Below are 13,049 nucleotides of genomic sequence, written 5' to 3'. Positions count from 1 at the left end.
TTGGGTAAAGCATGGCTGTTTACGGACTTGATATTGGCGGTACAAAAATCGAAACCGCCATTTTTAATGATAATTTAGAGCAACAGCAAAGTTGGCGTATTACCACGCCAACCGATGACTATCAGCAATTTTTGCAAGCAATTTATCAGCAAGTGCTCAAAGCCGATAAGCTGACAGGTTGCCAAGGTGCTGTGGGCATAGGGATGCCTGGTATTGTTAATGATGCAGGTAAAGTGTTGTCGGCTAATGTGCCATGTGCCACAGGTAAAGTGATTGCTACAGATCTTCAAGCAATATTAAAACGCCCTGTTGCGATATTAAATGACACCCGTTGTTTTGCTTTATCGGAAGCAAATGGCGGAGCCGGTGAAGGTTATAGTCGGGTATTCGGTGCAATTGTTGGCACTGGTGCGGCAGGTGGTATGTGCATTGATGGTACTTTGTTTAACCAAGGCTTAGGTATGTCGGGGGAGTATGGTCATTTACCACTGTCTGCGTATCTGCAACAAAAATATCAATTGCCAGTTTTGAAGTGTGGCTGTGGTTTAAATGGCTGTGTCGAAAGTTATATTGCAGGGCCAGGTGTACAAACCTTGTATCAGCATATTACTCAATCCCCTAAATCAGCGATTGAATGGGCGAACGATATCAAGCGCTCTGATGAGCAAGCTTTAAAGGTGCTCGCTTGTTACTTAGACATTCTTGGTGAAACCTTTGCTGCCATTAGTAAAAGTTTGCACCCAGAAGTTATCGTGCTTGGGGGTGGGTTGTCGCTCATTGATGCAATAGTAGAAAAACTACCTGACGCTATTCAAACTCATTTATTTTCAGGTTTTGCCGTGCCCGAAGTGAAGCGTGCAAAATTTGGTGATTCTAGCGGCGTGCGGGGCGCTGCAATAATAGGAAGTGTTCATGCTAATTCCAAAGCATCTTAATCGCTATTACTTAAAAGCCGCAAAAGTTGTTACTGATGATGCCGTTTTACTCGATCATGCAGTATTGGTCGAGCAAGGCAAAATTAGTGCTATTACCACGCAAATAGAGCCCGAGATCGAGGTAATAGAGTTAGGCGAACATAGCTTATTTCCGGGCTTTATCGATTTGCATATTCATGGCCGTGAAGGCTGCGATATTATGGACGGTACCCCTGAATCGCTTGAGACTATTTCTCGTTCTTTAGCAAAGCACGGCGTTACGGGTTTTGTTGGCACAACGGTGACCGCAGACTGGGACGTATCAATTCAAGCTTATAAAAATATGGCGACTGCTTATAAAAAAGGCTTGGCTGGTGCACAGTTACTGGGAGCTTATAACGAAGGTCTATTCTTTGCAGAAGCGCATAAAGGGGCGCATAACGAGTCATTTTTTTTAGAGCTCACTAAACAGCGGTTTGATGAAATTTATGCAGCATGTGAAGGTTGTTTAAGCTCATTTGCGTTAGCGCCAGAACTACTTAAATCACCCGACATGATCCGCTATATCACTGATAAAGGTGTGCGTGTCATGCTGGGTCATACAGATGCTAATTTTGAGCAAGCATCACAAGCACTTGCTCATGGTGCTTGTGGTGGTGTGCATATTTTTAATGGTATGCGCGGTATTCATCATCGTGACCCCGGTTGTACCGGCGCACTATTAATGGACAACGATGCCATGGTTGAGCTTATTCCTGATGGTATTCATTTGCACCCGAGCATAATGAACATGGTATATCGTTTAAAAGGAGCAGATAAAATTGCTCTAATTACAGACTGTGTGAGCGCTGGAGGTTTACAAGATGGTCGCTACCGTTTAGGTGAGCTTCCTATTGTGGTTGAGCAAGGTGTTGCGCGAACTGAAAGCGGCTCTTTAGCTGGCAGCACATTAACCATGGAAGTGGGCGTTGAACGATTCTATAGCCTAACCGACGCGAGCCTAGTTGAAGCAACTAAAATGGCGAGTTTAGTACCCGCTGAGTTTTTAAATAAAGCGGAGCAAATAGGGAGTATTGCGGTAGGTAAACAAGCTAATTTTGCGCTGCTCGATAAAGACTTTTCTGTTCAAGCAACGATATGTGCGGGCAAGCAAATCTTTTAAAAGTTAAGTGAGAATGCAGGCAAAAGTATTCGATGCCATTGTTATTGGCAGTGGCATTACTGGCGGCTGGGCTGCTAAAGAACTGACCGAAAAAGGGCTCAATGTACTGCTACTGGAACGTGGTAGGCAGGTTGTGCACGGTACTGACTATATCACTGCCTTTAAAGATGATTGGCAACTGCCATTTCGCGACAGGCCCAGCTTACTAGAAAAACAGAATCAAGCTAAACAAGCACGCACTGGCTATGCCACCAAGCAGTCAATAAAGCACTGGTTTGTAAATGACTTACAGCACCCTTATCAAGAATCACAGCGTTTTGATTGGATCAGAGGTTACCACCTTGGCGGGCGTTCATTAACTTGGGGACGGCAATGCTTACGCCTCAGTGATATAGATTTTGCAGCCAACAAACAAGATGGTCACGGTGTTGATTGGCCTGTGCGTTATCAAGATATTGCGCCTTGGTACGATAAAGTCGAAGCCTACATTGGGGTTATTGGCGAAGCGCTGAACTTACCTCAGCTACCTGACGGACCTTACTTGCCTCCCTTCGCACTTAATGCAGTAGAACAGCAACTTAAACAAAGTTTATTAACCCACTACACTAATCGGCACCTAACAATCGGGCGAGTGGCGCATTTAACCAAGGCAAAGCCTGAACAAGGTCGTGCCCCATGCAGCAAGCGCAACCGCTGTATGCGTGGTTGCCCAACCGGTAGTTACTTTAGTAGTTTAGCCTCGACCTTGCCTGCAGCAATGCGCACTGGGCGACTTACCATTCAGACTCACTCCATTGCTAAAGAGATTATTTACAACCCAGAAACTAGGCAAGCCACGGGTGTGACAGTGATAGATGCTGAATCTAAAAAAGAGCGTATCGAGCGAGCGAACATCATTTTTTGCTGTGCATCAACGGTAGCCACAACAGCCTTGTTATTAAATTCAACCTCTGCACGTTTTCCTAATGGCTTAGGGAACGATAGTGGAGAGCTTGGTCATAACCTTATGGATCACCATTTTAGGGTTGGCGCAACTGGTGAACCAAAAGGTTTTGCTGATGACTTTAATGATGGCGACAGACCCGTTGGTTTTCATATCCCGCGTTTTCGAAACCTTGATGATAAAGAGCAACATAGCTTTATTCGTGGCTATGGCTATCAAGGATACGCAACACGTAAAGATTGGCGACGCGGTTTTAAAGAGCTTAGCTTTGGTAAAGCTTTTCGAGAAGAGCTTGCCAAACCAGGGCCTTGGCAAGTTGCATTGATAGGTTTTGGTGAATGCCTGCCTTATCATCACAATAAAATGAGCTTAGATCCGGTATTAAAAGATCAATGGGGATTACCTTTAGTTAATTTCGATTGCCAGTTTGGTGAAAACGAACAGCGAATGCGCGAGGATATGAAAGCGCAAGCTGTCGAGATGCTAACCAAAGCAGGTTACCAAAATGTGCAAGCTTACGATAAAGGCTCAGCACCGGGGCAAGCTATTCACGAGATGGGAACCGCGCGAATGGGGCATGATGCTAAAAGCTCAGTGCTTAACCGTTATAACCAAATTCATAGTGTGCGTAACGTCTATGTCACTGATGGCTCGTTTATGTGCTCGTCGGCTTATCAGAATCCTTCGTTAACCTATATGGCATTTACTGCAAGAGCCGCTGATCATGCTGTACGGCATTATCAAAATGGAGTGTTTAATGGCTGATCTACAAAGGCGAAATGCGATTAAATGTTTAGCAGCATTATTAGGTGTCGCTATTACGCCAGTGGCTGCGACTCAATTATTTGATAAAACGGATGATAGCCATTTTGAGGTACTTAAAGCTGCGGCGCATCGGGATGTGGTCACGCAAATGCAGGCGGTTATTTTAGAGCTAGAGCCAAATGAGCAGCTGTACTTTGATTTAGTCGCATTTACAGATTTAATGCTAGCAAATACACTAACAGTGACTGAACGTACGGCATGCTTAAAAGGCGCTGAGCTGATTGCTGCAGGTGCTCTTTCATCGTCGCAATTAGCAGATAAACTCACTGGTTTATTTACTATCTCTTTGCAACAGCAACAGCAAATAATGGCGCAGCAAGCCCTATCTATTTCAGAAGTAAGCCCTGACAAGCGTGACGAGTATTTAATTTATAAGTGTATTTTTACCGTGCGTGAATTTTTGTTATTGGGATATTTCACATCAGAAAAATTGCAGGCTAGTTAAATATCTAAATAACTGAGCCTGCGAAGACGTTACTAACGCCAACTTGTAAGCTTGTGACCAATCAGCGCGTAATAAAGAATAAACGCATAGCAGGGGATCAACAAATAGTAAGCTTGTTGTGCATTGCCTGTGTACTGTGCAAATACACCGTATACCAAAGGTAACAAAGCACCACCAGAAATACCCATAATGAGTAATGCCGCGCCAGTTTGGGTTTTATCGCCAAGGTTTGCAAGGGCCATAGGCCAAATGGTTGGCCAAACGAGCGCATTCGATAAGCCAAGTAATGCAACAAATAACACGGTATCTGGAAAACTGTTATCAGCAAGCCAAAAGAGCACTACGTTTGCAATCGCTGTTTGTTGCGGTTCAATCAAAATGATACCAAGTGAAAACACACAACCACTTAACGCAGAAAATATCAGCGCCTGTTGCTGACTAAAAAAGCGAGGAATTAACACAATACCTAAAACATAACCTAGCACCATAAAGCCCATGGTGTAAGAGGTGAGCTCAGCGAACTGCAATACCCCTTGCTCTTTGCCGTAAAGGCCAATGGTGTCGCCAGCAATGACTTCGGCACCTATGTAAAAGAAGAGGGCTATCACGCCTAAAACTAAGTGTGGAAATTGCAGAACTGATTTACTCTCGCTGTTGTTACTTGATTGTGGTTGCTCGATATCAGGTAAGGGGGCTAGCATGATTAAAGCTGCTAAAATGGCTAACGCAATTGCCATTACAAAATAAGGTGTGATTAAACGATTTGCCAGTTCTTGTAACTGTAATTGCTTTTGAATGCTGTTCAATTGAGCAAGGGCTTCTGGACTAAAGCTAGCAATATCGCTAAACACAATCGCAGAGAAGAGCAGTGGAGCCACCACACCTGCGCTTTTATTAAGAATACCCATAATACTAATGCGCACGGCTGCAGTGTCTTTAGATCCAATTAGCACGATGTAAGGATTCGCAGCGGTTTGTAGTAAGGTGAGGCCACTACCTAGGGTAAATAAAGCAACTAAAAATAACCAATACGCTTGAGTTTGTGCCGCAGGAATAAACAGCAGTGCGCCTAATGCCATGGTGCCTAAACCAAACGACATACCATGCTTATAACTGAAGATTTGTAATATCTTAGCGCTTGGCAGTGCCATCACGGTATAGGCAATATAAAACACCAGAGTCACCATGTAGGCTTCTATATGGTTGAGATCGCAGACCATTTGTAAAAATGGGATCAAGGAGCCATTAAGCCAAGTTATAAAGCCAAATAAGAAAAACAAGCCACCAATGATCAACATCGGCAGTAACTGCGTGCGGTTGGTGTGTTCTGTTTGCTCTAACAGTGAGCTTTGTGTTGTCATTTTTGTCACCAAATAAGTTTATTGTGAAACAATCATAAAACAAATTTCGTAAGTTTTGAAAGTTTTATTTTATTTCGAAACTAAGTTTGGCTTTAAAACTGTAAATTGTGTAATATTGAACTACAAATTTGAAAGCAGCTATTAAAACAACAGGCCAGCTATGCTAACCACAATAGAAAGAAGACAAAAAATCGTCCTGATGACCGAGGAATATGGCAAAGTAAACGTTAAAGAACTTGCTAAAACCTTTGATATTTCGGAGGTTAGCATTCGCCACGATCTTAACGAGCTAGGTAAGCGTGGCTTAGTTGTTCGTTCGCGTGGCGGAGCAATTGCTTGCGATAAACTCGCTAAAGAGCTTTCGGTGAAAGATAAGCATAATGAAAACTACGCTGTGAAAGTGCTACTAGCTAAAGCTGTAGCAAACTTAGTTGATGATGGCGACTCATTAATTATTGATTCTGGTACCACCACAGAAGAAGTTGCCAAAGCATTAACCAATAAGCAGGGCCTTACGGTGATGACAAACGGCCTTAATATAGCCCATGTGCTGGCTGATATTGATGATGCAAATGTGTTTATGCTGGGTGGACAATTACGAAAGAAATCAATGTCTTTCTATTCAAATGAAGTCGAACAAGCACTCAGTAAGTATAACTTTAAAAAGGTTATTTTAGGGGTTGATGGTATCGACTCGGAAGCGGGGATCACCACCCATTATGAGCCTGAGGCAATGTTGAATCGAACTATGTGTACCCGTGCAGATAAAGTTATTGCTGTGACCGACTCAAGTAAATTTGGTAAGCGTGCCTTGTATAATGTACTACCTCTAAAATCAATCGATGTGCTGGTTACAGACAAAAATATGCCAGCGGAGTTCATTGAATCATTAACGAGCTTAGGTATCGAGGTGATTACAGTTTAACTTTCCAGTTAAAAATAATTGCAAAAAGGTGGCTTTAGCTGCCTTTTTTATTATCTAAAAAGACCAAACTAGCCCACCTCACAGAAAATCTTCGAAAAAAAATATTATCGAAACTTTCGAAATTAAAACCTTATCTTTAAAGGCGTTCAGCGCCTTTTTTATTATTTTGAAATACCATTTCGTAACTATCGAAAGTTTCGCTAGGTAATTAATTGTTGATAGATTGTTTCGTTTTGTTATAAATTAAATGTAAGGCCTTACTCATTACCATTTTTATGGTGAAGAAATCTGAACATTTAAAAACAGGAAATCATCATGGCAACAACAACTAGAAAAAAATATTTGAGTGTGCTGATAAGCTCAATTCTGGCTTCATCAGTCAGTTTCGCCACAACTGCTCAACAACAAGAAAACGATAGTAAGGCCGAAGAAGATGTTGAGGTTATTGAGGTCACAGGGATCCGTAGCAGTATTAAAGAATCAAACTTTCGAAAGAAGGAAGCAACGACAGTAGTAGATGTTGTTGTTGCAGATGACATCGGTAAGTTCCCTGATGAAAATTTAGCCGAGGCATTACAGCGTATTCCAGGAATTACGATTACTCGTAATGGGGGGGAAGGGCAAAATATCCTCGTGCGTGGCTTAGGTGGCGGCTACAACATTACCACTTTAAATGGTCGTAAACTGGCTTCTGAAAACTCAGGACGTGACTTTAACTTTGACACAATTGCCTCAGAGTTAGTGGGAGCGCTTCAGGTTTATAAGTCGCCAGAAGCACGTTTAATTGAAGGGGGCATTGGTGCGGTTGTTGATATCGAAACTCGTAAACCATTAGATCAAGATGGCTTTACTTTGAGTGCTTCTGCAAAAGGGATTTATGAATCGCGAACAGGCGATGTTCACCCACATGCTTCATTCATCATAGGTGACAATTTTAATGACGATACCTTTGGTGTGCTTTTCTCTGGTGCTTATTCAAAGAAAACCTTACGTGCAGATACTTACTCAGCAAGCGGCTTTTTTGATGAAGAAGAAGGTTGGGGGGCAGACAGCGCGGGTGTGCCAGTCGACATGAATGGCAACGGAGAAATTGATGGGCAAAGTGAAATATTTGCCTCAAAAATCCCGAGTTACATGTATTTTGCCAACGCGCAGGATGTGCGTGAACGCGTCGGTGCGACGTTAGCAATGCAGTGGCGCCCAACTGATACCCTCGATATTAACTTCGATGCCCTTTATTCACGTTACAACACCGATGGTCATCGCTATCAAATCGGTTTTGTTAACTACGATGAAAGCTGGACGCCAGGCACGCCAGTCTTTACCGATGCAGAATTTGATGACACAGGTCGAGTTGTTTCCATGACGCAAACCGGTAACACTATGGTGGAGTTACTCAACTTAACGAATCCACGTAAAACTGATACTTATCAGTTTGCCCTTAATGCAAAATGGTATCCAATGGATGGCCTAACACTGGCTATGGATGTTGCTCATTCAAAAGCGAAAAACGAAAACGGTGGTGATAACCGCTTTATTGTAGCGCGTGGTTTTATTGACTCTATAGGTATTGATTACAACACTGGCAACATGCTGCCAGATGTTACCTTATCGCCAGGCTTGACTGCGGATCAATCTTACGGAGCTCACTATAGCCGTAACACAGGTACAGGTGTTGAAGACACGGTTAATGACTTTAAGTTCACAGGTACGTTTGTGCCTGAAAGTGATTTGGTGACCCGTATCGACTTTGGTTTAACTTATCTTGAGCAAACTAAGAGCCAACTTGAATATGCATCAAAAAATGCCAGCCAATTTAGTAATGGTGGTCAATATTTAGAACGCGATGGTTATGAATTTGATGACAGCACTGTTGTGAATGTAGGTGACTTTAACCTATTTGAAATTCCAAGCGATGTGTTTGTTGAGGCCAATTTCGATAACTTCTTAGAAGGCGAAAGTAGTATTACACCTGAGCCTTGGCCAAGTTTTGATTACGATAAGTTACTTGCTTACTATCGTTCAATTAATGCTGAAGCAACTGATAAAAGTATCGTTGCATCGCTTAATTCATCGGGTACTTATGAGGTAACCGAAGAAGTCTTGACTGCATATGCGCAAGTGACGCTCGAAAGTACCCTTGCAAAAATGCCGTACATGTTAAATGTTGGTATTCGCGGCTCGCAAACTGAAGTAAGCTCAAAAGGGTCTGTTTACGATTTATCATTAATTGACTTACAAGATGATGGTAAACCACTTGAAAATGGTTGGCGTGAAACCGTTGAGCAATCATTTAAAGGGGATTACAGCAACATTTTACCCAGCATGAACTTTAAGCTTAGTATTACTGATGATTTGATTTACCGTTTCTCTGCGGCACAAGTTATTAGCCGTCCATCGTTAGGTTATTTACGCCCATGGCTTGCGCCAAACTTTGATACTTACCGTGAAGGTTTACCTCAACTTTCTATGGGCGATTCATCGTTAACGCCTGAAGAAGCCAATCAAGCCGATATGACACTAGAGTGGTACTTTGAAGACAGTAGCTCGTTAAGTGGTGGGGTGTTTGTAAAAGACCTAAAATCATTTATCGATTACGTTGAAAGTCCTGTTGAAATCGAAGGTGTGCGCTACTTTGCATCTTACCCGGGTAAGAGTAAATATGGTGCGACTATCAAAGGTGCTGAGTTTGCTTATCAGCAATCACTAGAAAACTTACTGCCTGAACCTTTCAATGGTTTAGGGTTTCAACTTAACTACACCTATGTTGATAGCAGCTACGATGAGCCAGAACTGAAAGAGTCAGGCTTACCATTTAGAGGTATGTCGAAAAACTCTTATAATGCTGTGGTTTACTATGAACAATATGGTTTCCAAGCGCGTTTAGCTTATAACTGGCGTAGTAAATTCTTGTCGGATCCAGATGCGTGGGGTGGCCCTTATTGGATCTCTGATTATGGTCAGTTAGATGCCAGCATGAGCTATAACATCAGTGATCAATTCACTGTGTTTGCTGAAGCTACTAACTTAACGAATGAGCGTTATTGGGGTTACACCAAACGCACTGACCAAGTGAGTTATCTTGAGCGCTTTGGTACTCAAGTCGCCTTGGGTGTTCGAGCTAGTTTCTAATCTTTGAATTCCCAGTTGTTAGTGTTGTTCAAGCGCCTGCAAAGGCGCTTTTATTTTAAAATGAGGTTGTTATGGCAGGAATTAGTGTTTGGCAATTAGCCATTATTGCTGCAATTGTGGTGCTGTTATTTGGCACAAAAAAGTTATCCCGAATAGGTGGAGATTTAGGGACGTCAGTCAAAGGGTTTAAACGCGCTATGCAAGATAAACCCAATGATGAAGCTTAGCCCATAAGTATTTTAAATTATATTGCTACCTTGTTCTGGATCGCGAGATTGATCCGCTTGTTCGCGAATATCATCGGCGTCACTGCTAACGTCATCAAGGCTATGATCGTCGAGTGATTTTGGTGTTTGTTGCTCAGCGGTTGCATTGATACTTGGTTGCTCTGTATCGTTCTCGCTATTTAAGATAATACGTTCACGGGCGTCATCTGGCATACTAATTTGCTCTTCTAAATAGGTATTTACTAGCTCTCGCATCAACTGTGAGGCTACCTTGATATGACTATGTTCTGCACTATTTACCCAAAAATAAATGGTTAGATTAAGAGTAGCGGAGCCTAATGAATCAATTAATACTTGGCTTGGTGGATCACTAATAACAGCAGGGTTTTGATTAACCACTTTCATTGCTAATTGCTGGGCATAGCGAATGTCATTATCATAACCAATACCTACTGCAAAGTGGCCGCGCATTTTAGGGTTAGCAGTTAGATTTTTAATAACGTTTTTATATACCGTCGCATTGGGAATTTGAATATGATTACCATCAAAGTCAACTAAGGTGGTAGCGCGGGCTGTAACCTTTTTAACTACCCCTAAACGACCATCGACTTCAATAACATCATCAATACGAAAGGGGCGTTGCACACTGAGCAGCATGCTTGAGATAAAGTTTTCGGCGATATCGCGAAACGCAAAACCTAAAATAAGCCCGACTAATCCAGTACCACTCATAATCGCCACAGCAAAACTGGTGAGCCCAGCTAGACGCAAAAATAAGTACACACCAAACAAAATGATAATGATACTAAAAAAGCGCCTCGTGACGACATGTAAGAGTTTGCTTTCACTTACAAAACCAAGTGGTTTTATCAATAGATAGGATAACGGACGGGCCAATAAATAGCAGATAATGATGGCTACAATACCTAATGTCAGGGCGGGTAACATTTGCCATGTAGTATGTAAAAAATGCGTAACCTGAGAATTTAAGTCTTGCCAAGATAAGCTTTCTAAGACTGGTTGCGATGCTACGGAAAGTGTTGGTGTAACTAAGTTATGTATTTGATTTTTTAATATTAAATAATAATTCATCGCACCACTCCATGGGTTTATTTGCAGTTTTTATAAGCTTAGCTTAATGCAAATCAGACGCCATTATTACTGGCAAGTTGTTTGCTACTTTATATCCATTAAGGCAAATTTTTAGGTCACTTATGACTAAGAATAATCGTGGTTTCAAAGCTCGTTCACCCATGGAGATCCCAATTCGAGGCTGGTGGGACATTAGCAAGCGGGTTTATCACAACCTATCACAAGACAACTTATCTTTCGTGGCGGCGGGTGTGGCATTTTATGCTCTGCTTGCGATCTTTCCTGCATTAGCCGCTACAGTCTCTGTTTACGCTTATTTTGCGTCCCCGACCGATATCCATGAGCAGCTTGATAAAGTCACAGCTATTTTACCAACAAGTAGTCGAGACATTATTTTGCTACAGGTTGCAGAGGTGACTCAGCAATCGCAAAAGGTGTTAAGTGTTAGTGCCATAGGGACTTTATTGTTAACGATTTGGAGTAGCAGTAAGGGCTGTCAGGCGCTAATAACAGCCTGTAATATCACTTATCATCAGCATAACAAACGACAATTTTTTATGGCGTTACTGGTACGCTTTTTATTTTCGCTAGGTGCCATTGTTGTTGCGCTGGTGGCCTTATTGATCATCGGTATTTTACCGATTGTGCTTAACCTAGTTGGTTTAACAGAGCTTATTGATTTGTTGATCAAGCTCATTACGTGGCCATTGTTAGCCATCACTTTTAATTGCGCTTTGGCATTTTTATATCGCTATGCACCTCACCGAACGCCTGCAAAATGGCGCTGGATCACACCAGGCTCAATACTGGCTACTTTGCTGTGGATCATCGCATCAATTGGTTTTTCATATTATGTTTCCCAATTTGCAAGCTATAACGAAACTTATGGCTCATTAGGTGGAGTAGTGATTATGTTGATGTGGCTCTATATCAGCGCATACATCATTATTTTTGGTGCAGCAATCAATGCCAGTGCCGAGCAGCAAACTGTGGTTGATAGCACTATAGGGCCTGAGAAAGAGGTGGGTCAACGCGGAGCGACTGTGGCGGATGAATTAACCAAGCAGCAAAATAAACATTCTCTTAAATAGAATGGTTAGCGCGAATTTTACTCATGGTTGTTAACTAAATTAGCTCCTACAATTATTTCATACAATTTACGGGAGTAAAGTTATGAATGTGATTCAACAGTTAAATAGCCATGCCACACAAGATGGTGATGGTGTAAACATTAGCCGTATTCCGGGCTTTGATGGCAAGTATTTAGATCCCTTTTTAATGATCGATGAGCTTAAGTCAGATGATCACAGTGATTTTATGGGTGGTTTTCCTGCGCATCCTCACCGTGGTATTGAAACTTTTACGTATATTATTAAAGGCGGCTTCGAGCACCAAGACCAAATGGGCAACAAAAAAGCCATCCGTGCTGGCGATGTGCAGTGGATGAGTACTGGTTTTGGTGTAATCCACAGTGAAATGCCTTTGGCAGATGCCAAAGAGGGTATGCATGGCTTTCAGATTTGGTTAAATATGCCAAGTGCTGAGAAGCTTAGAAAACCGCGTTACCAAGATACCACTGAAGCGCCGGCGCCAACGACTCGAAATGAGCAGGGCGTTGAGCTAAAAGCGTTAGCTGGAAGCTGGGAGTTTGCTGATGAAAATCAGGTTTCTAGCCTACAAGATCTCGCCGCTAACGGCATGCTTGCCGATGTGACTTTACCGGCTGGTACACAGTTTTACCATGCACCGCTTACACAAACTAAGGTGATGCTTTATATCCACACAGGTGAAATTCATACTGAGCAGGGTGGGCCAGTTAAAGCAGGCAGCTTACTTATTTTAGAGCCTGGTAGTGATATTGAATTTAACTCTCAAACTGGTGCGGGCGTGTTGTTGCTTGCTGGTGAGCCGCTTAAGCAACCAATCGCGCATATGGGTCCGTTTGTAATGACAACACAAGCTGAGTTACAGCAAGCAGTACGTGACTATCAGTTAGGTAAATTTGGCACTCTATAGGAGGTTA

The 13,049-nt window shown here is 42.4% G+C and carries 11 protein-coding genes; 9 read left to right on the top strand and 2 right to left on the bottom strand.

Annotated features, from left to right (window positions below; genetic code table 11):
* Positions 1-11 precede the first annotated feature (11 nt).
* From QUE86_RS05425 to QUE86_RS05410, 4 genes are read left to right on the top strand one after another with little or no spacing between them, the layout of a single operon-like run.
* On the top strand, positions 12-935 hold the full coding sequence (locus tag QUE86_RS05425) for an ROK family protein (RefSeq protein WP_130050526.1): 924 nt from the start codon (positions 12-14) through the stop codon (positions 933-935).
* Positions 913-2,076 carry an N-acetylglucosamine-6-phosphate deacetylase gene (gene nagA / locus QUE86_RS05420; RefSeq protein WP_130050527.1) on the top strand — a complete coding sequence of 388 codons (1,164 nt, stop codon included), beginning with the start codon at positions 913-915 and terminating at the stop codon, positions 2,074-2,076. Before QUE86_RS05425 ends, nagA begins: the two co-directional genes overlap by 23 nt.
* Before the next feature lie 13 nt (positions 2,077-2,089).
* Positions 2,090-3,784: a GMC oxidoreductase gene (locus QUE86_RS05415; protein WP_286259683.1), complete on the top strand. Its 1,695-nt coding sequence runs from the start codon at positions 2,090-2,092 to the stop codon at positions 3,782-3,784.
* Positions 3,777-4,289, top strand: a complete 513-nt coding sequence (locus QUE86_RS05410; RefSeq protein ID WP_286259681.1) for a hypothetical protein — start codon at positions 3,777-3,779, stop codon at positions 4,287-4,289. Before QUE86_RS05415 ends, QUE86_RS05410 begins: the two co-directional genes overlap by 8 nt.
* A 32-nt stretch (positions 4,290-4,321) precedes the next feature.
* On the opposite strand, the gene QUE86_RS05405 is transcribed toward QUE86_RS05410, so the two are convergent.
* Complete coding sequence (locus QUE86_RS05405) at positions 4,322-5,650, bottom strand: sugar MFS transporter (protein WP_205987922.1); 1,329 nt, start codon at positions 5,648-5,650, stop codon at positions 4,322-4,324.
* Between the two features lie 160 nt (positions 5,651-5,810).
* On the opposite strand from QUE86_RS05405, the gene agaR reads away from it, so the two are divergent.
* The 3 genes from agaR (at position 5,811) to tatA (ending at position 9,934) form a co-directional block, all read left to right on the top strand.
* Positions 5,811-6,575 (top strand): transcriptional repressor AgaR, encoded by a 765-nt coding sequence (gene agaR, locus QUE86_RS05400; RefSeq protein ID WP_286259677.1) that lies wholly within the window; start codon positions 5,811-5,813, stop codon positions 6,573-6,575.
* A 315-nt stretch (positions 6,576-6,890) separates the two neighbouring features.
* The gene (locus QUE86_RS05395) at positions 6,891-9,707 is read left to right on the top strand and encodes a TonB-dependent receptor (RefSeq protein ID WP_178927432.1); all 2,817 of its coding nucleotides are present in this window, start codon (positions 6,891-6,893) and stop codon (positions 9,705-9,707) included.
* Between the two features lie 71 nt (positions 9,708-9,778).
* Positions 9,779-9,934 (top strand): twin-arginine translocase TatA/TatE family subunit, encoded by a 156-nt coding sequence (gene tatA, locus QUE86_RS05390; protein ID WP_082401550.1) that lies wholly within the window; start codon positions 9,779-9,781, stop codon positions 9,932-9,934.
* Between the two features lie 12 nt (positions 9,935-9,946).
* Here the strand turns inward: tatA and QUE86_RS05385 are convergent, their stop codons facing one another.
* Positions 9,947-11,026: a mechanosensitive ion channel family protein gene (locus tag QUE86_RS05385; protein WP_286259674.1), complete on the bottom strand. Its 1,080-nt coding sequence runs from the start codon at positions 11,024-11,026 to the stop codon at positions 9,947-9,949.
* A 122-nt stretch (positions 11,027-11,148) separates the two neighbouring features.
* Here QUE86_RS05385 and QUE86_RS05380 point away from each other — a divergent pair, with 122 nt between their 5' ends.
* A complete protein-coding gene (locus tag QUE86_RS05380; RefSeq protein WP_130050534.1) occupies positions 11,149-12,117 on the top strand; it encodes a YihY/virulence factor BrkB family protein in 969 nt (322 codons plus the stop codon).
* Positions 12,118-12,199: 82 nt separating this feature from the next.
* On the top strand, positions 12,200-13,042 hold the full coding sequence (locus QUE86_RS05375; protein WP_130050535.1) for a pirin family protein: 843 nt from the start codon (positions 12,200-12,202) through the stop codon (positions 13,040-13,042).
* Positions 13,043-13,049 lie beyond the last annotated feature (7 nt).

This window comes from Pseudoalteromonas apostichopi (genome assembly GCF_030297135.1).
Lineage (GTDB): Bacteria > Pseudomonadota > Gammaproteobacteria > Enterobacterales > Alteromonadaceae > Pseudoalteromonas > Pseudoalteromonas apostichopi.
The sequence above is the reverse complement of the archived record's forward strand: the minus strand, read 5'-3'. Positions and strand labels throughout refer to the sequence as shown.